Here is a 25,152-nt window from a genome sequence, read left to right as displayed (position 1 = left end):
AGAGGGCTGTGGCTTTCGTTCAACTCGCCGATGGCGAACTGCACTATCAAATAGAAGGCCCGGCCGCTGCGCCGGTGCTGGTGCTGTCCAACTCGCTGGGCACCGACCTGCACATGTGGGACGCGCAGATGCCGGCGTTCACCGAGCATTACCGCGTGCTGCGTTTCGACACGCGCGGCCATGGGCAATCGCTGGTCACCGAAGGGCCGTACAGCATCGAGCAATTGGGCCATGACGTACTCGGTCTGCTCGATGCGCTGCACATCGAGCGCGCGCATTTCTGCGGGCTGTCGATGGGCGGGCTGATCGGTCAGTGGCTGGGGATCAACGCAGGCCATCGTCTGCACAAATTGATCGTGTGCAACACGGCGGCGAAAATCGGCGATCCGTCGGTATGGAATCCACGCATCGAAACCGTGTTGCGTGACGGCCCGGCGGCGATGGTCGCACTGCGTGATGCCTCGATTGCGCGCTGGTTCACCCCGGACTTTTCCGCAGCGCATCCCGAGGCGGCGAAGAAGATTACCGACATGCTCGCCGCGACCAATCCACAAGGTTATGCGGCCAACTGCGCGGCCGTGCGAGATGCCGATTTTCGTGAACAACTGGCTTCGATCAACGTGCCGTTGCTGGTGATTGCCGGCAGCGAAGATGCGGTGACGCCGCCGTCCGGCGGGCACTTCATTCGCGACCATGTGCGCGACGCCGAGTACGCCGAGTTCCATGCGGCGCATTTGTCCAACGTGCAGGCCGGCGCCGATTTCAGCGACCGTGTGCTGGCGTTTTTGCAGGCTCAGTGAGGAAGATTTTGTGGACGAGAAACAACGTTACGACGAAGGCATGCAAGTACGCCGCGCGGTGCTGGGCGATGCCCACGTCGATCGCAGCCTGACCACGCTGACCGAGTTCAACTCGGAGTTCCAGGAAATGATCACCCGCCACGCCTGGGGCGACATCTGGACCCGCCCGGGCCTGCCCCGGCACACCCGCAGCCTGATCACCATCGCCATGCTGATCGGCATGAACCGCGAGGGCGAACTGAAACTGCACCTGCGCGCAGCGGCCAATAATGGTGTGAGCCGTGGCGAGATCAAGGAAGTGATCATGCAGAGCGCGATCTACTGCGGCATACCGGCGGCGAACGCGACGTTTCATCTGGCCGAATCGGTGTGGGATGAACTCGGGGTTGAATCCCGCGAGTGAGGTTGTTGCACTGACGCCTTCGCGAGCAGGCTCGCTCCCACATTGGAATGCATTTCCCTGTGGGAGCGAGCCTGCTCGCGAAAGCGGTAGCGGCCGTAACGAATCACACCCTGGCGACAATAAATATTCGCTTGAATGCAAACAACGTATGCCCATCCCCCTCTTGCGGATAATGCTCATGCACCCGCATCAGGTAGTGATAGATAAACCGCGCCTGTTCCGCTGAACTCAACGCCTGCATCACCGGCCGCAGCGCCGAGACCTTCACCCAGTCATACACCGGCGACTTGCCGTCAACCACCTGCAACTGCTCGGTCTCCCAGATATCCAGCGACATAGTCATGGGCGCGAGCAACCGATAGTAATCCTCCAGTGCCAATAACGGCCGCGCCGCCATGCGCTGGCGCAGTTCAGGTGTGCCCAGTGGTGTGCCACCGGGGCCGCCGTTTTCGAGGGTGTCGAGCATCAGCCGATACCACAGCGCATCGCGCCAGTCCGGCATGTGCGCCGCCAGACAGCCGCCGGGATTCAGATAACCGAGCAGGCGCGGCAGCAGTTTTTCATGGCCTTCGATAAAGTGCAGCACGGCGGCTGCGAACAGCAGATCCGCCGGTTGCTCAGGTTGCCAATCAAGCAGGTCGCAATGTTTCCACAACGCCCGGATCGGCAGGCAGCGTGCCTCAACGAGCATCTGCGCGGAGCTGTCGACGCCCTGCAACTGCGCGCGCGGCCAGCGTTTGGCCAACAACTGCGTGGCAATGCCGGTGCCGCAGCCCAGATCGTAAATACGTTGGGGATTTTGCAGTTCGATACGGTCGAGCAATTCGTTGACCGGACGTTGTCTGAGACGGGAAAACTGCTGGTACGCCTTGGCGTCCCAATCGGGTGCAGTGGTGCGGCGTGTGATCATGAGGTGATCCTCCGGTGATCAAATGGTGTCTTCCGATGACAACCTGGTGCACAGCTGGAGACCGACTACGAAACGGAAGCGTGAAGGGTTGGAGCACCTGAGTCCTTCAGGTTTGCTCACTGTAACCGCCGCCCGCAAAAGCGCTACATGGCCTGACCAATGGCATGCATCTGTGATGGGAATCAAATGTGGGAGCGAGCCTGCTCGCGAAGGCCATTTCATATTCGACACAGATGTCGACTGAAGCAGCGCTTTCGCGAGCAGGCTCGCTCCCACAGTGGAGCATGTTTGGTTAAAGCAGGCTGATCGGGTAGCTGACGATCAATCGGTTCTCGTCGAACTCGTTGTTGCTGAAGTCGCGGCGCATGGTCGAGTTGCGCCATCTGACGTTCAAATCCTTCAACGTGCCGCTCTGCACCGTGTAACCGAGTTCCGATTCGCGACCCCATTCCTTGCCGTCGGTGATCGTCCCGGTGTGCACGTTGTCGCCGCTGATGTAGCGGTTCATCAGGGTCAGGCCGGGGATGCCCATGGCGGCGAAGTTGTAGTCGTGACGCAACTGCCAGGAGCGTTCCTGAGCGTTGTCATAACTGGCGTTGTAGCTGTCGTTGGCCAGAGTCCCGCCACTGGTGCCGTTGACGCGCATCCAGGCGCTGTCGCCGGTGAGTTTCTGCAGGCCGAGGTAGAACGTGCTGCCGCCGTACTTGGCCGAAAACATCCCGTACCAGGTCTTGTTGTCCAGATCGCCGGCACGCGCGCTGCCATCTTCCTTGCCATAGAAAAAGCCGAGGTTGGCGCCCAGCGTCCAGTCACCGAGCGGCTGACTGTGCAGCACATTGAGGTACTGCTGGCTGTAGATGTCCTTGAGTTGCGCATTCCATAAGCCGATCTGTGTGCGCTTGTCGTTGAACAGGTATTCGCCGCCCTGGAAGTTGAAACGGTCAGAGGTGAACGCGGCTTTGCCGGTCATCGACATGTCGCTCATGCTGCTGTCGTCGCGCGGGCTGTTGGCGCGGAACTGGCCGCCATAGAGGGTCAGGCCGGCGATTTCCTTGGAGGTGATCTGGCCGCCACGGAAGGTTTGCGGCAGCGAGCGACCGTCGTCCGAACGCAGAATCGGCAATACCGGCATCCACTCGCCGACCTTGACCTCGGTCTGCGAAAGTCTGGCCTTGAAGGCGACGTTGGTGCGACCGAAGTTGTCCGCCGGGCGCCCGTCATGGTCCAGCGGCAACAACTGCGTACCGCCCGTGCCTTTACCGCCATCGAGCTTGATCGAATACAGCCCGAGTACGTCCATGCCGAAACCGACGGTGCCTTGGGTAAAGCCGGATTTGGCGTCGAGGATGAAACTCTGCGTCCATTCTTCAGCCTTGCCCTGGGTTTTGGTCGGGTTGGTGAAGTTGCGGTTGATATAGAAGTTGCGCAGGTTGAGGTTGACCTTGGCGCCTTCGATGAAGCCGGCTTCTTCGGCGCTTGCCGGCAGGGCCAGACCGGCGATGGCCAGGGCGATCACAGCGGGCAATGCGTAGGGCACAGGGAAAACTGTCATGGACTTGGGTCTCTCTTGTTTTTTTAGGGCGAACGGCTGCGCTGTCGCGGCGGGTGCGGCGCAGGCAACGTGATGCAGGTCTGAGATGCAGCGGTGGCGGTCAGCCGGGCGGGGCAGGGCGCTGGAGCATGGTGTCGAACCTTGTTGTTATTGGTTTTCTGGTTCGAATGGTGAAGGGACTGTGTGTTCAGGTTCAATTGCTGAAAGCGGGTTTTGGGCGGTTATCGAACAGCAAAAGATCGCAGCCTTCGGCAGCTCCTACAGGGCAACGCATTTCAAATGTAGGAGCTGCCGAAGGCTGCGATCTTTTGATCTTCAAAAAACAAAAAGCCCACCAATAAGGTGGGCTTGATGTATTCAGCCGAGGATCAGAACAGCTTCATCTTCGGCGCTTCTTCTTTCAGCGCTTCGTTCTGCGCGGTCTGCGCATTCCAGCCACCACCCAGGGCCTTGTACAGGTTGACCGCACTGGTCAGCTGCGCGAGGCGGTCGGTGATCAGCGCTTGTTGTGCGCTGAACAACTGACGCTGGGCATCGAGGAAGGTCAGGTTGCTGTCGACGCCGATGCGATAGCGACGTTCGGCCAAGCGGTAGTAATCCTGGTTGGCCTGCACGAAGTCACGCTGCGCTTGCAACTGCTCGGTGTAGGTCTGGCGCGCGGCCAGGCCGTCGGCGACTTCCTGGAAGGCCGTTTGAATGGACTTCTCGTAGTTCGCCACGCCAATGTCCTTCTGGATCTTGGCGTAGTCGAGGCTGGCGCGCAGGCTGCCGGCGTTGAAGATCGGCAGGTTGATCTGCGGCTGGAACAGCCACGTCCCCGAGCCACCCTTGAACAGACCGGACAGATCCGGGCTCAGGCTGCCCGCGTTGGCGGTCAGGCTGATGCTCGGGAAGAACGCTGCCCGCGCCGCGCCGATGTTAGCGTTGGCCGCCTTCAGGTTGTACTCGGCCTGGAGGATGTCCGGACGACGTTGCAGCAGGTCCGAAGGCAGACCGGCCGGTACGTCGCTGAGCAGATCATCAGACAGCGGTTTGGCGGCTTGCAGATTGGCCGGGATACCGGTGCCGAGCAGCAGGGTCAGGCTGTTTTCGTCCTGCGCGACCTGGCGGGTATAACGCGCCAATTGTGCCCGGGCGTTTTCCACGGAAGTGCGCGATTGCGCCAGGTCCAGCGCCGAAGCCACACCGACTTCGTTGCTGCGGCTGGTCAGCTTGTAGCTTTCTTCGAAGGCACCGAGGGTGTCCTGCGTCAGCTTGAGCAGTTCCTTGTCCGCTTGCCAGGTCAGGTAGGCATTGGCGACGTTGGCGACCAGACTGATCTGCGTACTGCGGCGTGCTTCTTCGGTAGCGAAGTACTGTTGCAACGCTTGCTCGCTCAGGCTGCGCACCCGACCGAACAGGTCGAGTTCGTAGGCGCTGACGCCGACGGTAGCCGAGTAGGAGCTGCTGATCATCGACTCGCCGGTCTGCGAGGCACGGGCCGGCAGACGCTGGCGGCTGCCGGCGGCATTGGCCGACACTGCCGGGAACAGGTCTGCGCGCTGGATGCGGTACTGCGCCGCGTAAGCGTCGATGTTCAGCGCCGCGACTCGCAGGTCGCGGTTGTTTTCCAGGGCGACCTGGATCAGCTGTTGCAGTGCCGGGTCATGGAAAAACTGCTTCCAGCCCTGTTCGGCAGCGGCTTGCGCCGGAGCCTGGGCCGGCGAATATGCCGGCCCCTGCGGGTACTGGCCTGCGACCGGAGCCTCAGGCTGCTGATAGTCAGGTATCAGCGAGCAACCGCTCAGCACGAAGGCGGCGACTGCGATGGAGAGTAGCGACTTGCTCATTGGCCAGCCTCTTTAGGAGTTTCAGTAGTCTCATCCGCGTCGGTCTTTTTACGCTGACCGATGGACGACACAGTAACGAAGAACAGTGGGACCCAGAAGATCGCCAGGATCGTGGCCGTGAGCATACCGCCAATCACGCCGGTACCGATCGCGTGCTGACTGCCTGAACCGGCGCCGGTGGAAATCGCCAGCGGCACAACACCGAGAACGAAGGCCAGCGAGGTCATGATGATCGGGCGCAGACGCATGCGGCAGGCTTCGATTGCCGCTTCACGCAGGCTGCGTCCCTGTTCATGCAGTTCCTTGGCGAATTCGACGATCAGAATGGCGTTTTTAGCCGCCAGACCGATGGTCGTCAACAAGCCCACCTGGAAGTACACGTCGTTGGACAGACCGCGCAGGCTGGTAGCCATCAGTGCACCGATGATCCCCAGCGGTACCACGAGCATGACCGCGATCGGAATCGACCAGCTCTCATACAGCGCCGCCAGACACAGGAACACCATCAGCAGCGACAGGGCGTACAGCGCTGGCGCTTGCGAGCCGGACAGACGTTCCTCGTAGGACAGACCGGTCCAGGAGATACCGACACCGGCCGGCAGCTTCTTGGCAATCGCTTCGACTTCAGCCATCGCTTCACCGGTGGAGTAGCCCGGCGCCGGAGCCCCGAGGACCTCGACCGCTTCCACACCGTTGTAACGCGCCAGTTTCGGCGAACCGTAGACCCACTCACCCTTGGCGAACGCCGAGAACGGAACCATGGTGCCTTCGGCGTTGCGCACGTACCACTTCTTCAGGTCTTCGGGGCTCATGCGCGAATCCGGCTGGCCCTGCACGTAGACTTTCTTCACCCGACCACGGTCGATGAAGTCGTTGACGTAGCTACTGCCCAGCGCGATCGACAGGGTGTTGTTGATATCGCTGATGGTGATGCCGAGGGCACTGGCCTTCTCGTCGTCGATTTCCAGCTGGAACTGCGGCTCATCGTTCAGGCCGTTCGGACGCACTTGGGTCAGCACCTTGCTTTGCGCCGCCATGCCAAGGAACTGGTTGCGCGCTTCCATCAGTTTTTCGTGACCGATACCGGCGCGGTCTTGCAGGAACACGTCGAAACCGGTGGCGTTACCCAATTCCAGAACCGCTGGCGGGGCGAAGGCAAACACCATCGCGTCACGGAAACTGAAGAAGTGTTGCTGGGCACGCGCGGCGAGCTTGAACACGCTGTTGTCGGCGTTACGTTCGCCCCACGGTTTGAGCATGATGAACGCCATACCCGAGCTCTGCCCACGGCCGGCGAAGTTGAAGCCGGTCACGGTGAACACCGAAGCCACCGCGTCCGCTTCACCACCGTCCTTGTTCGGACGCAGCAGGTACTCACGCATTTCATCCACGACCACCTGCGTGCGCTGGGCACTGGAACCGGCCGGGGTCTGAACCTGGGCGAACAGTACGCCCTGGTCTTCTTCCGGCAGGAACGCGGTCGGGATGCGGGTGAACAGCCAGATCATGCCGACGACGATCAGCAGATACGCCAGCAGGTACGGCGCCTTGCGGGTCAGCATGTTGCCGACGCCGCGCTCGTAGCTGCGTACGCCACGGTCGAAGTTACGGTTGAACCAGCCGAAGAATCCTTTCTTCGGAGTACCGTGCTCGCCTTTCGGAATCGGCTTGAGCATGGTCGCGCACAGCGCCGGGGTGAAGATCAGGGCAACCAGTACCGACAGGGCCATGGCCGACACGATGGTGATCGAGAACTGCTTGTAGATCACACCTGTCGAGCCGCTGAAGAATGCCATCGGCAGCAGTACCGCCGAGAGTACGAGGGCGATACCGACCAGTGCGCCCTGGATCTGGCCCATGGATTTCTTCGTCGCTTCCTTCGGTGACAAGCCTTCTTCGCTCATCACCCGCTCGACGTTTTCCACCACGACGATGGCATCGTCCACCAGCAGACCGATGGCCAGCACCATGCCGAACATGGTCAGGGTGTTGATGCTGAAACCGGCGGCGGCGAGGATGCCGAACGTACCGAGCAGTACCACTGGCACGGTCATCGTGGTGATGACGGTGGCGCGGAAGTTCTGCAGGAACAGGAACATCACCAGGAACACCAGCGCGATCGCTTCGACCAGGGTGTGCACCACGCCTTTGATCGACTCGGTCACCACCGGAGTGGTGTCGTACGGGAACACCACTTCCATGCCTTGCGGGAAGAACGGCTTGAGGCTGTCGATGGTGTTGCGCAACGCTTTGGCGGTATCGAGAGCGTTGGCACCGTTGGCCAGTTTCACCGCCAGACCGGACGCCGGGCTGCCGTTGAACTGGGCGCTGATCGCGTAGTTCTCGCCGCCGAGGCCGACTTCAGCCACGTCTTTGAGGCGAACCTGCGAGCCGTCCTTGTTGACCTTGAGCAGGATTTCCTTGAACTGCTCAGCGGTCTGCAGACGGGTCTTGCCGATGATCGTCGCGTTCAGTTGCTGGCCCTGCACGGCAGGCAAGCCACCGAGCTGACCGGACGACACCTGGACGTTTTGCGCGGCAATGGCGTTTTTCACGTCGACCGGGGTCAGGTTGAAGTTGTTCAACTTGGCCGGGTCGAGCCAGATACGCATCGCGTACTGCGCACCGAAGACCTGGAAGTCACCGACACCGGCGGTCCGCGAGATCGGGTCCTGCATGTTCGACACGATGTAGTTGGACAGGTCGTCCTTGGTCATGCTGCCGTCACGCGACACCACGCCGATCACCAGCAGGAAGTTCTTCACTGCCTTGGTCACGCGGATACCCTGTTGCTGCACTTCCTGCGGCAGCAGCGGGGTGGCCAGGTTCAGCTTGTTCTGGACCTGTACCTGCGCGGTGTCGGAGTTGGTGCCTTGCTCGAAGGTCGCGGTGATGGTCATGCTGCCGTCGGAGTTACTTTCCGACGACACATAACGCAGGTTGTCGATACCGTTGAGCTGTTGCTCGATGACCTGTACCACGGTGTCCTGCACGGTTTGTGCGGACGCGCCCGGGTAGGTCACCTGGATCGCAATGGCCGGCGGCGCGATGCTCGGGTATTGGTTGATTGGCAATTTCAGGATCGAAAGTGCCCCGACCAGCATGATCACCAGGGCGATTACCCAGGCGAAAATCGGACGGTCGATGAAGAATTTTGACATGGGTTACTCCCCTTTGCCGCCGGCGGCTTTGTCAGCTGCCTGTGCGGGGGCCGGGTTCTTGGTGCCGACGTTAGTCGCTTCGGTCGCTTTGACCTCGACGCCCGGTTTGACGTACTGCAGCCCTTCGGTGATCAGACGATCGCCGGCTTTCAGGCCGTCTTCGATCAGCCACTGGCTGCCGACGGTGCGGCTGGCCTTGAGCTGACGCAGTTCGACCTTGTTGTCGGCGCCGACGACCAGTGCGGTCGGGGTGCCTTTGAGGTCGCGGGTCACGCCTTGCTGTGGCGCGAGGATCGCTGCGCTGTTGACGCCGGCCTGCAACTGGGCGTGGACGAACATGCCTGGCAGCAGGGTGTGATCGGGGTTGGGGAACACGGCGCGCAGGGTCACCGAGCCGGTGGTCTGGTCAACCGAGACTTCGGAGAATTCCAGCTTGCCGTCGAGCTTGTACTGGCTGCCGTCTTCCAGGGTCAGCTTGACCGCAGCGGCGTTGTCGCCAGCCTTCTGCAGACGGCCGCTTTCCAGTTCGCGGCGCAGTTCCAGCAGTTCCACCGACGACTGGGTGACGTCGACGTAGATCGGATCGAGCTGCTGAATCACTGCCATTGCATCGGCCTGGCCATTGCTGACCAGTGCGCCTTCGGTCACCGAAGAACGGCCGATACGGCCGGAGATCGGCGCATAGACCTTGGTGTAACGCACGTTGATCTGCGCAGTCTGAAGCGACGCTTCCGATTGCAGGCGGTTGGCCAATGCGGTGTCGTATTCCTGACGGCTTACGGCTTGCTCATCGACCAGTTGCTTGTAGCGGTCGGAGATGGACTTGGTCGAACGCAGGTTGGCTTCGGCACTTTTCAGCGTCGCTTCATAGACCGACGGATCGATCTGATAAAGCTGCTGACCGGCTTTGACGTCGGCGCCTTCCTTGAACAGGCGCTTGAGAATGATGCCGTTGACCTGCGGGCGAACTTCAGCGATGCGGAACGCACTGGTGCGGCCCGGAAGTTCCGAGGTCAGGGTAAAGGCTTGTGGTTGCAGGGTGACGACGCCGACCTGAGGGGGCGGAGCGGCTGGGGCCGCTTCTTCCTTTTTACATCCGCTGAGCAGCGATGCCAGGGCGACGGCAGTGACCAGAGCGGTAACAGCTGGCTTGAATTGCATGAAGATCCTCGGGTCAGGCGCGCATGAAGCGCACAAGAAGTGTGAAAGAGTAAAAATCGGGCACCGGGTGGATAAGTAGCTTGCTAAGTAATATACTTACGTTCATGGTTGTTTGTAAACACCTGCGCCGCGTACCCACCCTGTTACAAAAGTCGTCGCAAGGTTTGAAATTGTAGGCCGGGGAGTCGATTCACGAGAGATCGCCCCCTCTTTATTCAGCGGATATTCAGCCATCCCTGAAACATCCTGTTTGAGGTTTTACTGCCATGGTCCGTCGTACCAAAGAGGAAGCTCAGGAAACCCGCAGCCAGATTCTGGAAGCGGCCGAGAAAGCCTTTTATGAAAGGGGGGTTGCCCGCACCACCCTGGCGGACATCGCGACCCTCGCCGGCGTGACGCGTGGCGCCATCTACTGGCATTTCAGCAACAAGGCCGATCTGGTCCAGGCGATGCTCGACAGCCTGCACGAACCGCTGGATGAACTGGCCAAGGCCAGCGAAAGCGAGGACGAACCGGACCCGCTGGGCTGCATGCGGCAGTTGCTGATTCATTTGTTTCATCAAGTTGCACTGGACCCGAAAACCCGGCGCATCAACGAAATTCTGTTTCATAAGTGCGAGTTCACCGATGAAATGTGCGATCTGCGCCAGCAGCGCCGGACGGCCAGTCTCGATTGCAATCTGCGCATCGGCCTGACCCTGCGTAATGCGGTGAATCGCGGCCAGTTGCCGGAAGACCTCGACACTGCCCGCGCGGCCATCAGCATTCATGCCTACATCGACGGCCTGCTGTACGGCTGGCTGCTGGCCCCGGACAGCTTCGAACTGCACGCCGAGGCTGAACGCTGGGTCGACACCGGGCTGGACATGCTGCGCCTGAGCCCAAGCCTGCGCAAATGAAACAAAATGCGCAATTGCCCGGCAGGATGTCAATCAGCCGCCATGGCTGATCATCGCGGCGGGGAGTTTAAACGTAGCGAGTCGTGGATTTTGTAGGGAAATTGTGTCGCTGTTGTTAAACGGTGTTTGCTTGCGCTTGTCCTGCGCCAATAGCAAAAAGCCCCTGACTCTCAAAAGTCAGGGGCTTTCTTATTTCTGCGCTACAGCGTGATTACAAGGTCGGATAGTCGATATAACCGACCGGACCCTTGCCGTAGAAAGTCTCCGGATGCGGCTCGTTCAGCGGCGCATCAGCCTGCAAACGTGCCGGCAGGTCCGGGTTGGCAATGAACGGCACGCCGAACGCTACGGCGTCTGCCTTACCGCTGGCCAGCCACTCGTTGGCGCTTTCCTTGGTGAACTTCTCGTTGGCGATGTACGGGCCACCGAAAGCTTCTTTCAGTTGCGGGCCGAGGCTGTCGGCGCCTTCTTTTTCGCGCGAGCAGATGAACGCGATGCCACGCTTGCCCAGTTCACGGGCGACGTAGGTGAAGGTCTCGGCAAGATTGTCATCGCCCATGTCATGGGAATCGGCACGCGGTGCCAGGTGCACACCAACGCGGCCAGCGCCCCAGACTTCGATCGCGGCGTCGGTCACTTCCAGCAGCAGGCGCGCACGGTTTTCCAGCGAGCCGCCGTACTGGTCGGTGCGCTGGTTGGTGCTGCTTTGCAGGAACTGGTCGAGCAGGTAGCCGTTGGCGCCGTGGATTTCCACGCCGTCGAAACCGGCGGCCTTGGCGTTCTCGGCACCGGTGCGGTAGGCGTCGACGATGTCGGCGATTTCAGCGGTTTCCAGAGCGCGCGGCGTTGGGTAGTCGGCCAGCGGACGCACCAGGCTGACGTGGCCCTTTGGCTGGATGGCGCTTGGCGCGACCGGTGCTTCACCATTCAGGTACGAAGGGTGAGATATGCGGCCGACGTGCCACAGTTGCAGGAAGATCTTGCCGCCGGCGCCGTGAATCGCTTTGGTCACGTTGGCCCAGCCACGCACTTGATCGTTGGACCAGATGCCCGGGGTGTCCGGGTAGCCGACGCCCATCGGCGTTACCGAAGTGGCTTCGCTGAGGATCAGGCCGGCCGAGGCGCGTTGTACGTAGTATTCGGCCATCAGCGCGTTCGGCACACGGCCTTCGTCGGCGCGGCAGCGGGTCAGCGGGGCCATGATGATGCGGTTGTTCAGCTCGATGTCGCCGAGTTTGATCGGGTCGAAAATAGTCGCCATGTCTAAAAGCCTCTCTTTAATAAAGGAAGTTGATCAGTTGGAAGCAGGGGCCAGCTCGGCATTGCCGTTCTGGCGGAAGGTAATCAGGGTTACCAGCAGGGCCAGTACAGCCAGCGCGGCGGCAGCCAGTGGCACGCTGGTCAGGCCGTAGCCGTGGGCGATGACGCTGCCGCCGACCCAGGCGCCAAGGGCGTTGCCGACGTTGAAAGCGCCGATGTTCAGGGTCGAAACCAGGTTCGGGGCAGCCTTGCCGAAGGTCACCACGTTGACTTGCAGTGCCGGCACAGCGGCGAAACACGCGGTGGCCCAGAGGAACAGAGTGATTTCAGTCGGGATCAGCGCGACGCTGGTCCAGCTCAGCACCGTGGAAACCACGGCCATGGCGATGAACACGCCGATCAGCGTGGCGGCCATGCCTTTGTCGGCGAGTTTGCCGCCGATGATGTTGCCGACCGTCAGGCCCAGACCGATGAGCATCAGCGTCCAGGTCACGCCACGCGGCGACACACCGGTGACTTCACCGAGCAGTGGGGCGACGTAGGTGAACAGGGTGAAGACCGAGGCGGCGAACAGCGCGGTCATGCTCAGCGACAGCCAGATGCCGGCGCCTTTGAGGGCGGCGAGTTCGGCGCGCATGTCGAGTTTCTCTTCGTCACGCTTGGCCGGCAGAAAGCGGATCAGGCCGATCAGCGCGATCACACCGATGACGGTCACTGCCCAGAAGGTCGAACGCCAGCCGGCTTCCTGACCCAATGCGGTGCCCAGCGGTACGCCAAGTACGTTGGCCAGGGTCAGGCCGGTGAACATCAAGGCTACTGCCGAGGCACGTTTGTTGGGCGCGACCAGATTGGCCGCCACCACCGAGCCGATGCCGAAGAACGCGCCGTGACACAGCGCGGTGACTATCCGGGCAAACATCAGCACGTTGTAGTCGCTGGCGATGGCGCAGAGCAGGTTGCCGACAATGAAGATGCCCATCAACGCCACCAGCGCTGCCTTGCGCGGCAACCTGGCGGTGGCCAGCGCCATGAACGGTGCACCGATGGCCACGCCCAGGGCGTAACCGGTGACCAGCCAGCCGGCGCCGGGAATCGACACACCGAGATCCGCCGCCACGTCGGGCAGCAGGCCCATGATGACGAACTCGGTGGTGCCGATGGCGAAGGCGCTCAGGGCGAGGATGAGAAGCGAAAGGGGCATGCAGGTTTCCTTGTCGGCTGACTGACGTTAAGGGTCAGAGCTCTTTACTGAGAGTGCTGAGAAACGCCTGGATGACGTCCTCGTTACGTTTGAAGAAATGCCACTGCCCGGCCTTCTGGCTGCTGATCAGCCCGGCCCGTTGCAGGGTCGCCAGGTGGGCCGACACGGTCGATTGCGACAGGCCGCAACGCTGATCGATCTGCCCGGCGCAAATACCGTATTCGTGGTTGTGCAACTGCTCGGGGAATTCGCCTTTCGGGTCCTTCAGCCAGTTGAGGATGTCTCGCCGTACTGGGTGCGCCAGGGCTTTTATTATTTCGTCGAGGTCGAGGTTCATGGCTTGGGCTCGTGTTGGCAGTAGCGATATATCGCGATGGGACGAACTTTAAATCGTCGGATCGCGATATACCAATATGAATTCGGTCTGACGAGCGCATAAATCGTTATATCGGGTTATAACGATACGAGGATGCTGGAGCAGCAAGCGCAGTGCTAAGCTGCGCCCATGAACTATCTCGCGCATTTGCATCTCGGCGGCCAGCGCCCCGGTCAATTACTCGGCAGTCTCTATGGCGACTTCGTCAAAGGTCGGCTGCAAGGCCAGTTCGACCCGGAGGTAGAGGCGGCGATTGCGCTGCATCGGCGGATCGACGTGTTCACCGATCGGCATCCACTGGTGGACACTGCCCTGGGCCGCTTCAGCGAAACGCGGCGGCGTTATGCCGGAATCGTCCTCGATGTGTTTTTCGATCATTGCCTGGCGCGGGACTGGACGCTGTATGCCGACCGACCGCTGGAGCAGTTCACCGCAGACGTCTATCAGGTGCTGTCCCGCGAACGGCAATTGCCGGAGCGGCTGGCAAAGATCGCCCCGCACATGGTCGCCAACGACTGGCTGGGCTCGTATCGCGAGTTTGAGGTGCTGGAGCAGGTGCTGCGCGGGATCTCGCGACGGCTGACCAGGCCGGAGGAATTGGCCGGGGCAATGGCGGAGTTGCGGCGGTTGTATGAGCCGTTGAGTGAAGACTTCAGCTTGTTCTACCCGCAATTGCAGGATTTCGCACAAAACTCTGATCCACTGAAGATCTGAATGTGGGAGCGAGCCTGCTCGCGAAGGCGTCCTGTCAGTCAATATATTCGGCGACTGACAGGTCGCATTCGCGAGCAGGCTCGCTCCCACAGGGGATTTGTATTTTCAGGCGGCGATCAAATCGCCTGCGCGACGCGGTTCGGCAGGTTTCGCCACCTCACCAAACAACACCTTCTGCACCGCCTGCTGCGCTTCGAACGCCAGCGCCGCGCGCTCGCGGCCCTGACAGGCAATCGGCTTGAGCAGATGCACCTCGACATCGCCGCAGTCGTTGCTGAACAGGCGCATCAGGTGCGAGAGCAGGTCATCGTCACCAATGAACGGTGCGAGCGTATCGATTTCGCCGTCACGCAGATAACGAATCGCCACCGGTTGCAGCATCACCTCGGAATCGATCGCCGCCGACAGCAGGCGACCATGAAAGGTGCGCAGCGAACGGCCATCGGTGGTGGTGCCTTCGGGGAACATCAGCAGCGCATGTTCGGTTTGCAGATGGCGGGTCATCTGCTTGCGAATCAACTGGCTGTCGCCCGACCCACGGCGGATGAACAGGCTGCCGGCCTTGGCCGCTAGCCAGCCGGCCACCGGCCAGGTGCGTACTTCGGCCTTGGACAGAAACGACAGCGGCGTGAGCATGCCCAGCAGCGGAATGTCGGTCCACGACACGTGATTGCTGACCCACAGCATCGGCTGTTTCGGCAGCTCGCCATGGACCCTCACGCGAAACGGCAGGGCGTTGCTCAGCCGCGCCATGAAGAAGCGCGACCAGCGCTGGCGCCGCTCCATCGAGTGGGCCAGACCGATGCGTTCGAACACGCCGAAGACGCTCGCCATGGTCAGCCCCAGCGTCACCACCAGCAGCACTCGCGCGATTCGCGCGTACACCCGCAACCGGCTCATCACACCGCCGCCTTGAAGTGTTTGGCGTAGCGCGGGCAGAGTTCGTCGCGCTTGAGCAGGATGAACACGTCGGCCACCTGGAAGTCTTCGTCCCAGCACGGCTCGCCGCAGATCTTCGCCCCGAGGCGCATGTAGGCCTTGAGCAGCGGCGGCATTTCGGCGATGACGTTGGACGGAATATCCAGCGTCGGCAGCGGATTTTTCGGCTCGGCGCGCAGGTGTTCGGTGCACAGGTAACGTTCGCGCAGACGCTGCATGATCGCGTGGGCCTGAATGCCGCCGTCCTGCATCGGGATGCTCGCGCAACCCATCAGATAGCTGTAGCCGCCCTGATTGAGCACTTCGGCCAATTCGCCCCAGAGCACGGCGATGGTGCCGCCGTTGCGGTATGCCGGATCGACGCAGGTGCGGCCGATTTCCAGGATCGGGCCTTGCAGATGGGCGAGGCCGTGCAGGCTGAATTCTTCTTCGCTGTAGAACTTGCCGAGGCTGCTGGCGGCGGTGTGATCGAGCAGACGCGTGGTGGCGACCAGGCGCCCGGTGTTCAGATCACGCACGCCGATGTGGCTGCAGTGAACATCATAATCATCCATGTCCAGACCCAGTTCGGCGCCTTTCAGTTTGGCGTTGAACTCGCCGCTGAAGACGGCGAAGCGCAGGGCCTGGGCTTGCTGCAAGGCTTCGGCGCCGATCAGGCGTTCGGCTTGCAGGCGGCGTTCATTGCCGGTGTCGCTGATGCGGGCGATTTGCGTCATGTGAATCTCCGTACGGGCCTTTAACCCGTCGTGGGTTGCAGCCGATCGACTTTCTTTATGCAGCCGTGTTGTGCAAAGTCAGGCTATGTAGCCCCGGTGTCATCGCCATGAACGTTCGGTGATGCTTATATGACAGCCCACAAGGAGGCGCCCATGCCCTGGCCAGATCTGCTGCACCGCCGTGAACGCTTGCCCGCCGCAGCTGATCTGGCCGAGGGCTTTGCAACGTTGTTGCAGACGCTGGGCAACGTCACGCCGTTCGAATTGGCGGTGGCCGGCGGGCGGCGGATGGCGACGCCGGGGCTGGCGTTTCTGGTCGGTTATCAGGCGGCGCTGCGCATGTTGTGGCCGAGCGCGCCGCTGAGCCTCGGCGCCTTGTGCGCTACCGAACAACGCAGCCTGCGTCCGGCCGATATGCAAACGCGGCTGCGCGATTTGCGCTTGAGTGGGCGCAAGGATTTCGTCACCGTAGGCGACGCCGCCGATTGGTTACTGGTGGCTGCGCGCAGTGAGGAGCCTGGCGAAACACCGCGCCTGAGTCTGGCGGTGGTGTATCCCGGCGAGCCCGGCGTGAAGGTGGAAAAACTTCCGGCGTTGCCGTTGATGCCGGACATCAGCCACGGTCGCCTGTACCTCGACGGCGCCCTGTGCGAATTGCTCGCTGGCGATGGCTGGGACGCCTACGTCAAACCGTTTCGCACCCTTGAAGATGTCTACGTGCTCAGCGCCATGACCGCGTGGTTGTACGGCGTCGGCCAGGACAGCGACTGGCCGCAGGCCCTGCAATTGCGTTTGCTGGCGCTGCTGGCCGGGTGCGCCGAGGCCAGCCGGCAAGCGCCGAACAATCCGCCCGGGCATGTGCTGCTGGGCGGGTTGTTTGCGCAGTTTGAAGCGCTGGCGGGGGAGGTGGACCAGGCATTGGGCAATGGCCCGGTGGAGTGGGCGCAGATGTGGCAGCGGGACAAGGGCGTGATGCAGTTGGCGGCAGGGGCGAGGGCGAAGCGGTTGGCCAAGGCTTTGGCGGTGACCTGAGCGGCCCCTTCGCGAGCAGGCTCGCTCCCACAGGGACGGTATTCTTCAATTGAAATGCGATCAACTGTGGGAGCGAGCCTGCTCGCGAAGGCGGCCTCAAAATCACCATACATCTGTCATAAACCCCGACTAGTCTCGACAGGTTCATTCCCAGAGCGCCCACCATGTTCAAAGGCCTGTCCCTGTTCCTGCTGCTGATCAGCCTCACCGTCCGCGCCGAACAGTGGCCCGGCGAGCAATGGCCCATCGCCCCGCAGATCACCGGCCCGGCCGTCGAGGCGCTGGAAAACTACGCCTTCGCGCCGCGCAACGACGCCACCCGCGACGGCATCCGCACCGACGCCTTGCTGATCATCCACGACGGCCAGATCATCTACGAACGCTACGCCGCTCCGACCACTGCTCAGACACCGCATCTGACCTGGTCAATCAGCAAAAGTCTGCTGGCAACCGTTCTCGGTGTGGCCTACGGCGAAGGCCGGTTCAAACTCGATGATCCAGCGCTGAAGTTCTACCCGGCGCTGGAAAAACACCCGGCGATCACCCTCGGCCATCTGCTGAACTGGGCCTCCGGTCTCGATTGGCAGGAGGACTACGAATACGCCCCGCTGAAATCCTCGGTGGTGGCAATGCTCTACACCCGCGGCCATCGCGACATGGCCGCGTTCACCGCCGCACACGACAGTTATGCCGCAGCGGGTCAGGCTTTCCGTTATTCCAGCGGTGACAGCAATCTGCTCGCCGCTGCCCTGAAAACCATGGTCGGCGCAGAGCGTTACGCCGACTATCCGTGGACAGCATTGTTCGAGCCGTTGGGCATTCGCCACGCCGTGTGGGAAAGCGATGCCAGCGGCACATTTGTCGCCTCGTCCTATGCCTATCTCACCGCGCGGGATCTGGCGCGGGTCGGTCTGCTGATGGCGCGCGGCGGGCGCTGGAACGATCGGCAGTTGCTGCCCGAGGATTGGGTGGCATTCAATCTCAAGCCCTTTGCCGGCTACAAGGCGCATCAGGACGAAGCCATGCCCGGCGGCCATTGGTGGCTCAATCGTCCTGTCGACGGCGCCACATCACCATGGCCCGACGCCCCATCCGACACCTTCGCCGCCCTCGGCCACTGGGGCCAGGCGCTGTACGTAATGCCCAGCCAGAAGCTGGTGATCGTGCGTTACGGCGATGACCGCGATGGCAGCTACCGGCACAACGAACTGCTCAAACGCGTGTTGCAGGCGGTGCGGCGATGAAGCGCTTTCTATTGTTGCTGTTGGTCGTGCTGCTCGGCTGGGGTTGGTATGAGCGGGAGAATCTCCGGGCTTTCCCGGACATCATCAGCGCCTACACCGCCAAGGAATATTGCTCGTGTCGTTATGTGATGAACAACGACGCCGGGTATTGCCGTGGCTATGTGAAGCAATGGCTGCCAACCAGCGGTTTTACCGATGACGCTTCGAGCAAAACCATCACCGTCAGCGGCATGGGCCGCAGCAACAGCGCGCAGTGGCTGAGCGAACGCCAGGGCTGTCGCCTGAATCCTTGAATTATCTGGTCTCCCCTGTGGGAGCGAGCCTGCTCGCGAAATCGTCGCAAGCCGCAATACATGCTGTGCGGGGAGCATTGCATTCGCGAGCAGGCTCGCTCCCACAGGGCTTGCAATAACTTGGCGGGCGGTTAAGGTTCGTGCAGGTTTATCGCCCCCACGAGTGTTCAATGTTCAACCGCTCCCTCTATACAACCTTCGCCAGTCTGCTGTTGACCGCCGTTGCGCTGCCGGCCCAGGCCAATTGGTATCTGGACGGCGAGTCGTCGCGGCTGTCGTTCGTCAGCACCAAAAATGCCAGCGTTTCGGAAGTGCAGCGCTTTCTGGTACTGCACGGCAAAGTCGATCCCAACGGTCGCGCCGAAGTTGAAGTCGAGCTCGAATCGATCAACAGCGGCATTCCGCTGCGTGACGAGCGCATGCGCAAGGAGCTGTTCCAGATCGAGCAGTTTCCCGCAGCCACCATCACCACCCAAATCGACCTGCGCCCGATCAACGATCTGGCCCCCGGCGCGCAGCTGGAGTTGCGACTGCCGCTGACCGTCAGCCTGCACGGCAAGCAGCACGAATACCCGGCCGAGTTGCTCGCCACGCGTCTGGATGATCGGCGCTTTCAGGTGGTGACGCTGGAGCCGCTGGTGATCAACGCCGAGGATTTCGATCTGGCGCCTGGCCTGGAAAACCTGCGCAAACTCGCCGATCTGTCGGCGATCAGTCTGTCGGTGCCGGTGGGTGCGGTGCTGATCTTCACGGCGCGCTGACATGCGCGGTGCGGTGTTCCCCTGGCGTGACGGCAACCGTTTCGAACTGTTGATCGACGGCCCGCAGTTCTTTCCGCGCATGCTCGAGCACATCGCTGGAGCTACCGAGCAGATCGAACTGGAGCTGTACCTGGTCGAGGCCGGCGCCTGCGCCGAAGCCATCGTCCAGGCGCTGGTCGCGGCGGCCGAGCGCGGAGTGCGCGTGCGTTGCCTGTTCGATGATTACGGCAGCCTCGCGTTCACGTTGCATCTGCGCCAGCGCCTGACCCAGGCCGGGGTCGAGCTGCGCTTCTACAATCGCCTGAGCTGGCGGCGCTGGGTCGGCAACTTCTATCGCGACCACCGTAAATTGCTGTTGGTCGACCAATGCCTGGCCGTGGTCGGCGGCACCGGCGTGACCGATGAATTCTGGACGCCGGGCCACGATGTCAGCGAGTGGCACGAAGTGATGGTCGAGATCAGCGGCCCATTGGTGATCGATTGGCAATTGCTGTTTGATCGCCAGTGGATCGCCAACCGTTACCGCCGCGCCTGGCGCCCGGCCGCGCATTTCGGCTTGCCGCGCCTTCCCCGCGTACCGGACAAGGGCGAAGGCATGGGCCGCGTGGCGTATGCCGATGCCCGTCAACATCGCGACATTTTGCAGTCGTTGTTCCGTGCGTTGAACAGCGGGCAAAAACGCATCTGGATGGCCACGCCGTACTTTCTGCCCACCTGGAAAATCCGCCGCTCCCTGCGCAAGGCTGCCGCGCGCGGTGTCGATGTGCGGTTGCTGCTGACCGGCCCGCGCACCGATCACCCGTCAGTGCGCTACGCCGGCCATCGCTACTACCCGCGCCTGCTCAAGGCCGGGGTGCAGATCTTCGAATACCAGCCGTGTTTCCTGCACCTGAAAATGGTTCTGGTCGACGAATGGGTAAGCATCGGTTCGTGCAATTTCGATCACTGGAATCTGCGTTTCAATCTGGAGGCGAATCTGGAAGCGCTGGACCCGGCGTTGACGGCAGCGGTGGAGGCGAGTTTTGTGAAGGACTTCGGCTTGAGTCAGCTGGTGAGCCTGGAGGAATGGCAGCGCCGACCGTTGTGGCGGCGGATCAAGCAGCGGGTGTGGGGCTGGGTGGATCGGTTGGTGGTGAATATTCTCGATAGACGCGGATAACCACGATTTTGAATACACCCTGAATCCAATGTGGGAGCGAGCCTGCTCGCGAAAGCGGTGTGTCATTCAGCAATTTTTTGTCTGAATGATCGCTTTCGCGAGCAGGCTCGCTCCCACAGTGTTTTGCAGTGTTGCTGCTGTTACAGCAGTTCAAAACTCTGCTGCGTCACGTCCTGGGAATCCAGGCCGATCTGCACGTTGAACTTGCCAGGCTCGGCTGCGTATTTGAGCTGGGCGTTGTAGAACTTCAGGTCTTCCTCGGTGATGGTGAAGTGCACGACCTTCTGTTCGCCGGCCTTGAGCATGATCTTCTGGAAGTTCTTCAGTTCTTTCACCGGGCGAATCATCGAACCGGTGACGTCCTGGATGTACAACTGCACCACGGTTTCGCCGTCACGCTTGCCGGTGTTCTTGACCATGACGCTGGCGTCGAGCTTGCCGCTGGCGTTCAGGGTGGTCGATGACAGCGCCATATCGCTCAGGGCGAAGGTGGTGTAGCTCAGACCATAACCGAACGGAAACAGCGGGCCGGTGGTGTCATCGAAATACTGCGAGGTGTAGTTGCCCGGTTTGCCCGGCGTGAACGGCCGGCCGATGCTCAGGTGGTTGTAGTAGGTCGGGATCTGGCCCACGGAACGCGGGAAGGTCACCGGCAGTTTGCCCGACGGGTTGTAGTCGCCGAACAGCACGTCGGCGATGGCGTTGCCGCCCTCGGTGCCGCTGAACCAGGTTTCCAGAATCGCATCGGCCGACTGGTTCTCTTCGAGAATCGTCAGCGGACGGCCGTTCATCAACACCAGCACCAACGGCTTGCCGGTGGCTTTCAGCGCGCGGATCAATTCGCGCTGGGTTTCCGGGATGTTCAGGTCGGTGCGGCTCGAGGATTCGTGGGACATGCCACGGGACTCGCCCACCGCTGCAACGATCACGTCAGCATCCTTCGCCGCTTTCACCGCTTCGTCGATCAGCACGCTGGCCGGGCGCGGGTCATCGACCACTTCCGGGGCATCGAAGTTGAGGAAGTTCAGGTAGTCGAGGACCTTCTTGTCGCCCGTGATGTTGGCGCCACGGGCGTAGATCAGGTTGGCCTTGTCGCCGATCACTGAATTCATGCCATCGAACAAAGTGACCGATTGCGCCGGGCGCCCGGCGGCGGCCCAGCTGCCCATCATGTCGATCGGCGCTTTCGCCAATGGGCCGACCAGCGCGATTTTCGCGTCTTTCTTCAGCGGCAGGGTTTCGTTGTGGTTCTTCAGCAGCACCAGACTGCGACGTGCCACTTCGCGGGCCTCAGCGCGATGCAGGCGGCTTTCGGCGTAGGTATCGGCCGGGTCATCCTCGGCCTTGCCGATGCGCAGGTACGGGTCCTTGAACAGGCCCATGTCGTACTTGGCCGCGAGCACTTCGCGCACAGCGTTGTCGATGTCTTTCTGTTCGATCTCGCCGGACTTGAGCAGCCCCGGCAGCTCTTTGCCGTAGAGGGTGTCGTTCATGCTCATGTCGATGCCCGCCTTGATCGCCAGCTTCGCCGCTTCGCGACCGTCGCGGGCGACGCCGTGCTTGATCAGTTCGAAGATCGCGCCATGATCGCTGACCGCCAGACCTTTGAAGCCCCAGTCCTTGCGCAGCAGGTCGTTCATCAGCCAGGTGTTGGCCGTGGCCGGAATGCCGTTGATCGAGTTCAACGCCACCATCACACCGCCAGCACCGGCATCGATCGCGGCGCGGTAGGGCGGCAGATAATCCTGGTACATCTTCACCGGGCTCATGTCGACGGTGTTGTAGTCGCGGCCGCCCTCGACCGCGCCGTAAAGGGCGAAGTGCTTGACGCTGGCCATGATGCTGTCGGCGGCGCTTGGGGTCTCGCCCTGATAGGCCTTGACCATGACTTTGGCGATGCGCGAGGTCAGGTAAGTGTCTTCGCCGAAACCTTCGGAGCTGCGGCCCCAGCGCGGATCGCGGGAGATATCCACCATCGGCGCGAAGGTGATGTCGAGGCTGTCAGCGGCGGCTTCTTTAGCCGCAACGCGACCGGACTGGCCGATGGCGTCCATGTCCCAGCTCGACGCAAGGGCCAGCGGAATAGGGAAAATCGTACGGTGACCGTGGATCACGTCGTACGCGAAAAACATCGGAATCTTCAGGCGACTGCGCATGGCCGCGTCCTGCATCGGACGGTTTTCCGCGCGGGTGATCGAGTTGAACGTGCCGCCGATGTTGCCGCCGGCAATTTCCTTGCGGATCAGCTCGCGGGGCATTTCCGGGCCGATGCTGATCAGGCGCAACTGGCCGATCTTCTCGTCGAGGGTCATTTGTTTCATCAGGTTGCTGATGAAAGCGTCCTTGTTTTCCAAAGGTACCGGGGGCGTGGCGGCCAGTACCTGATGACTGGCCAGGCTGACGAACAGACCCAGCAAACACAGCTTCTTCATGAATTTTTTCTCTAGAGCCCAAACGGTGATGTAACACCGGCCAGCCAAAATGTAGGGAGCGACTATTGTTGTTCGGGTGCCGGCGCAAAATCCTGAGCCGGAAAACCGCAGCCGACAGCGGCAACGTGAACGCGAAGGGCACTTTTTAGCCGATTAACCCGTCGCATGCCAGTGGCGGCGCCGATTATGCCCCAACCGCTGGCCGGGAATGCCCAGCGCTCGGTTTTTAAATCAAATGTGTCATGGAGCATCACTGCAATGAATATCAGCTCAACCTCCCGTTCACGGCTACAGATCGCCACGTTGCTGGTGTTCGCCACGCTGTTGACCGCGTGCGGCATCAACAATATCCCGACCCTCGACGAACAGGTCAAAGCCGCCTGGGGCCAGGTGCAGAACCAGTATCAGCGCCGCGCCGACCTGATCCCCAATCTGGTGGAAACCGTGAAGGGCTATGCCGCCCATGAGCAGGAAACCCTGACCGCCGTGATTGAAGCGCGGGCCAAGGCGACGTCGATTCAGGTTGATGCCAGCACCCTCGACAATCCCGAGAAGCTCAAGCAGTTCCAGCAGGCGCAGGATCAACTGACCGGCGCATTGAGCCGTTTGATGGTGGTCTCCGAGCGCTATCCGGATCTGAAGGCCAACCAGAACTTCCTCGCCTTGCAGTCGCAACTTGAAGGCACGGAAAACCGCATCGCCGTGGCGCGTCGCGACTTCATTCTGGCGGTGCAGAAGTACAACACCGAGATCCGCACCTTCCCCGGTCGCCTGTGGCACAGCGTGATGTACAGCGATCTGCCGATGCGCGAAACCTTCGAAGCCACCACGCCCGGCGCGGAGAAGGCCCCGGAAGTGAAATTCTGATTCGAGGTTGCCCATGCGTGTGTTGAAACTGGGCCTGGTGCTGATGCTCTGGCTGTTCGCCGTCAGCGCCCGGGCCGAACTGACGTTTCCGCCGCTGAGCGGGCGCGTGGTCGATCAGGCGCAGATGCTCGAGCCATCGATTCGCGCGCAACTGAGCCAGCAATTGCAGGCGCACGAACAGGCCACCGGCGAGCAATTGGTGGTGGTCACGTTGCCCGATCTGCAGGGCACCACCATCGAGGATTTCGGCGTTCAGCTCGGTCGGCACTGGGGCATCGGTCAGAAAGACAAGAACAACGGCGCCTTGCTGATCGTCGCCCGTGACGAGCGCAAACTGCGCATCGAAGTCGGCTATGGCCTGGAGGATCGCCTGACCGATGCGCAGTCGTCGGTGATCATTCATCAGGTCATCACGCCGGCGTTCAAGTCCGGCAATTTCAGCAAAGGCATCAGCGACGGCGTTGCGGCGATGCTGGTGGTGCTCGGTGGCAATCCGCTGGACGAACCGTCGACCGTGTACGAATCCAGCGGCGACCCGGCGGATGATTTCATCTCACGGCATCCGGCGCTGTTCATGTTTCTGGTGATGTTGTTCATCCTGACGGTGTTTGTCTGCCAGATGCTCGGTATCCTGCCTGCCGGCCGGGGTGGCTCCGGAGGAGGGGGCGGCTTTGGCGGAGGCGGCGGATTCGGCGGCGGTGGCGGTGGCGGCTTCAGCGGTGGCGGGGGCAGTTTCGGCGGCGGCGGTTCGTCCGGCGGCTGGTGAGATCAAAAGAATAATGAGCAGGCACTTTTCGACATGGCATTACTGACTGAACACGAACAACGCAAAGTCGCCGAGGCCATCGCCCGGGTCGAACGCGACACCGACGCCGAACTGGTCACGGTGCTCGCTGCCCGCGCCGATGACTACGCGTACATCCCGCTGCTCTGGGCCAGTCTGCTGGCGCTGGTGTTGCCGGGCATCGTCCACTACCTCACGGGCTGGCTGACCCTGCGCAGTCTGCTGCTGGTGCAATGGGGCATGTTCATCGTCCTGTGCCTGCTGTTTCGTCTGCCGAAAATCACCACGCATCTGGTCCCGCGCCGCGTGCGCCACTGGCGCGCCTCCAACCTGGCGCGGCGGCAGTTTCTCGAACAGAACCTGCACCACACCGTGGGCAGCACCGGCATGCTGATTTTTGTCTGCGAGGCTGAGCGCTATGTGGAGATTCTGGTGGACGAGGGGATTTCCAAACGGCTGGATAACAGCAACTGGGACGCGATTGTCGCAGCGTTCATCGAACAGGTCCGCCAGGGCCGCACGCTGGAAGGGTTTGTCACTTGCGTGGAGGCGTGTGGCGAGTTGTTGAAGGTGCACGTGCCGGTGACGCAGGTGCGGAACGAGTTGCCGAATCGGTTGGTGGTGTTGGGCTGACGCAGTCGCGCATATTTGGCCTCTGT

Annotated in this window: 23 protein-coding genes; 12 read left to right on the top strand and 11 right to left on the bottom strand. The window is 61.5% G+C overall.

Annotated features, from left to right (window positions below; all coding sequences use genetic code 11):
* Positions 1-8: 8 nt before the first annotated feature.
* Complete coding sequence (pcaD, locus tag AC0Z5Z_RS08310; RefSeq protein ID WP_460137847.1) at positions 9-800, top strand: 3-oxoadipate enol-lactonase; 792 nt, start codon at positions 9-11, stop codon at positions 798-800.
* A gap of 10 nt (positions 801-810) precedes the next feature.
* Positions 811-1,203, top strand: coding sequence for a 4-carboxymuconolactone decarboxylase (gene pcaC, locus AC0Z5Z_RS08305; RefSeq protein WP_007917093.1), 393 nt, complete (start codon positions 811-813; stop codon positions 1,201-1,203).
* 103 nt (positions 1,204-1,306) lie between these two features.
* On the opposite strand, the gene AC0Z5Z_RS08300 is transcribed toward pcaC, so the two are convergent.
* The 5 genes from AC0Z5Z_RS08300 to emhA form a co-directional block, all read right to left on the bottom strand.
* Entirely contained in the window at positions 1,307-2,113 is an 807-nt protein-coding gene (locus tag AC0Z5Z_RS08300) for a methyltransferase domain-containing protein (RefSeq protein WP_305382363.1), read from the bottom strand.
* A 292-nt stretch (positions 2,114-2,405) separates the two neighbouring features.
* Positions 2,406-3,665: an OprD family porin gene (locus tag AC0Z5Z_RS08295; protein WP_305382365.1), complete on the bottom strand. Its 1,260-nt coding sequence runs from the start codon at positions 3,663-3,665 to the stop codon at positions 2,406-2,408.
* Positions 3,666-4,033: 368 nt separating this feature from the next.
* Complete coding sequence (gene emhC, locus AC0Z5Z_RS08290) at positions 4,034-5,494, bottom strand: efflux RND transporter outer membrane subunit EmhC (protein ID WP_024011945.1); 1,461 nt, start codon at positions 5,492-5,494, stop codon at positions 4,034-4,036.
* The gene (emhB, locus tag AC0Z5Z_RS08285) at positions 5,491-8,655 is read right to left on the bottom strand and encodes an efflux RND transporter permease subunit EmhB (protein WP_252879566.1); all 3,165 of its coding nucleotides are present in this window, start codon (positions 8,653-8,655) and stop codon (positions 5,491-5,493) included. The genes emhC and emhB overlap by 4 nt, the downstream gene beginning before the upstream one ends.
* Positions 8,656-8,658: 3 nt before the next feature.
* The gene (gene emhA / locus AC0Z5Z_RS08280) at positions 8,659-9,816 is read right to left on the bottom strand and encodes an efflux RND transporter periplasmic adaptor subunit EmhA (protein WP_039762673.1); all 1,158 of its coding nucleotides are present in this window, start codon (positions 9,814-9,816) and stop codon (positions 8,659-8,661) included.
* Between the two features lie 266 nt (positions 9,817-10,082).
* Between emhA and emhR the strand changes: the two genes are divergently transcribed.
* Entirely contained in the window at positions 10,083-10,715 is a 633-nt protein-coding gene (emhR, locus tag AC0Z5Z_RS08275) for an efflux system transcriptional repressor EmhR (protein WP_016771330.1), read from the top strand.
* A gap of 211 nt (positions 10,716-10,926) precedes the next feature.
* Here emhR and AC0Z5Z_RS08270 read toward each other — a convergent pair whose 3' ends face one another.
* The 3 genes from AC0Z5Z_RS08270 to AC0Z5Z_RS08260 are packed head-to-tail and all read right to left on the bottom strand — an operon-like array spanning position 10,927 to position 13,513.
* A complete protein-coding gene (locus tag AC0Z5Z_RS08270) occupies positions 10,927-11,976 on the bottom strand; it encodes an alkene reductase (protein ID WP_016771329.1) in 1,050 nt (349 codons plus the stop codon).
* Positions 11,977-12,009: 33 nt separating this feature from the next.
* Complete coding sequence (locus tag AC0Z5Z_RS08265; RefSeq protein WP_150636450.1) at positions 12,010-13,176, bottom strand: MFS transporter; 1,167 nt, start codon at positions 13,174-13,176, stop codon at positions 12,010-12,012.
* A gap of 34 nt (positions 13,177-13,210) precedes the next feature.
* Complete coding sequence (locus AC0Z5Z_RS08260; RefSeq protein WP_016771327.1) at positions 13,211-13,513, bottom strand: ArsR/SmtB family transcription factor; 303 nt, start codon at positions 13,511-13,513, stop codon at positions 13,211-13,213.
* Between the two features lie 168 nt (positions 13,514-13,681).
* On the opposite strand from AC0Z5Z_RS08260, the gene AC0Z5Z_RS08255 reads away from it, so the two are divergent.
* A complete protein-coding gene (locus AC0Z5Z_RS08255) occupies positions 13,682-14,266 on the top strand; it encodes an acyl carrier protein phosphodiesterase (protein ID WP_095180569.1) in 585 nt (194 codons plus the stop codon).
* A 105-nt stretch (positions 14,267-14,371) separates the two neighbouring features.
* Here AC0Z5Z_RS08255 and AC0Z5Z_RS08250 read toward each other — a convergent pair whose 3' ends face one another.
* Both AC0Z5Z_RS08250 and olsB read right to left on the bottom strand, forming a co-directional pair.
* Positions 14,372-15,166 carry a lysophospholipid acyltransferase family protein gene (locus tag AC0Z5Z_RS08250; RefSeq protein ID WP_485610947.1) on the bottom strand — a complete coding sequence of 265 codons (795 nt, stop codon included), beginning with the start codon at positions 15,164-15,166 and terminating at the stop codon, positions 14,372-14,374.
* Positions 15,166-15,921 (bottom strand): L-ornithine N(alpha)-acyltransferase, encoded by a 756-nt coding sequence (gene olsB, locus AC0Z5Z_RS08245; protein WP_016771324.1) that lies wholly within the window; start codon positions 15,919-15,921, stop codon positions 15,166-15,168. Before olsB ends, AC0Z5Z_RS08250 begins: the two co-directional genes overlap by 1 nt.
* A 153-nt stretch (positions 15,922-16,074) precedes the next feature.
* Between olsB and AC0Z5Z_RS08240 the strand changes: the two genes are divergently transcribed.
* From AC0Z5Z_RS08240 to AC0Z5Z_RS08220, 5 genes are all read left to right on the top strand, one after another.
* Complete coding sequence (locus tag AC0Z5Z_RS08240) at positions 16,075-16,953, top strand: acyl-CoA dehydrogenase middle domain-containing protein (protein WP_485610946.1); 879 nt, start codon at positions 16,075-16,077, stop codon at positions 16,951-16,953.
* A gap of 164 nt (positions 16,954-17,117) precedes the next feature.
* Entirely contained in the window at positions 17,118-18,197 is a 1,080-nt protein-coding gene (locus AC0Z5Z_RS08235) for a serine hydrolase domain-containing protein (RefSeq protein WP_485610945.1), read from the top strand.
* Positions 18,194-18,490 (top strand): amidase, encoded by a 297-nt coding sequence (locus AC0Z5Z_RS08230; RefSeq protein ID WP_485610944.1) that lies wholly within the window; start codon positions 18,194-18,196, stop codon positions 18,488-18,490. Before AC0Z5Z_RS08235 ends, AC0Z5Z_RS08230 begins: the two co-directional genes overlap by 4 nt.
* A 170-nt stretch (positions 18,491-18,660) precedes the next feature.
* Complete coding sequence (locus AC0Z5Z_RS08225; protein ID WP_016771320.1) at positions 18,661-19,251, top strand: YceI family protein; 591 nt, start codon at positions 18,661-18,663, stop codon at positions 19,249-19,251.
* Between the two features lies 1 nt (position 19,252).
* On the top strand, positions 19,253-20,410 hold the full coding sequence (locus AC0Z5Z_RS08220) for a phospholipase D-like domain-containing protein (RefSeq protein WP_305382369.1): 1,158 nt from the start codon (positions 19,253-19,255) through the stop codon (positions 20,408-20,410).
* A 140-nt stretch (positions 20,411-20,550) separates the two neighbouring features.
* On the opposite strand, the gene bglX is transcribed toward AC0Z5Z_RS08220, so the two are convergent.
* Positions 20,551-22,842, bottom strand: a complete 2,292-nt coding sequence (gene bglX / locus AC0Z5Z_RS08215) for a beta-glucosidase BglX (RefSeq protein ID WP_485610943.1) — start codon at positions 22,840-22,842, stop codon at positions 20,551-20,553.
* 258 nt (positions 22,843-23,100) lie between these two features.
* Between bglX and AC0Z5Z_RS08210 the strand changes: the two genes are divergently transcribed.
* Genes AC0Z5Z_RS08210 through AC0Z5Z_RS08200 form a run of 3 tightly spaced genes read left to right on the top strand, consistent with a single transcriptional unit; the run spans position 23,101 to position 25,126 of the window.
* Entirely contained in the window at positions 23,101-23,709 is a 609-nt protein-coding gene (locus AC0Z5Z_RS08210) for a LemA family protein (RefSeq protein ID WP_095180575.1), read from the top strand.
* 13 nt (positions 23,710-23,722) lie between these two features.
* The gene (locus AC0Z5Z_RS08205; protein ID WP_252877622.1) at positions 23,723-24,475 is read left to right on the top strand and encodes a TPM domain-containing protein; all 753 of its coding nucleotides are present in this window, start codon (positions 23,723-23,725) and stop codon (positions 24,473-24,475) included.
* A gap of 33 nt (positions 24,476-24,508) precedes the next feature.
* Positions 24,509-25,126 carry a TPM domain-containing protein gene (locus AC0Z5Z_RS08200; RefSeq protein ID WP_252877623.1) on the top strand — a complete coding sequence of 206 codons (618 nt, stop codon included), beginning with the start codon at positions 24,509-24,511 and terminating at the stop codon, positions 25,124-25,126.
* Positions 25,127-25,152: the final 26 nt, after the last annotated feature.

Source organism: Pseudomonas sp. 1L-E-NC-VB-C3 (genome assembly GCF_057291535.1).
Note: the sequence above shows the minus strand (reverse complement) of the source record. Positions and strands in the feature narration are given on the sequence as shown.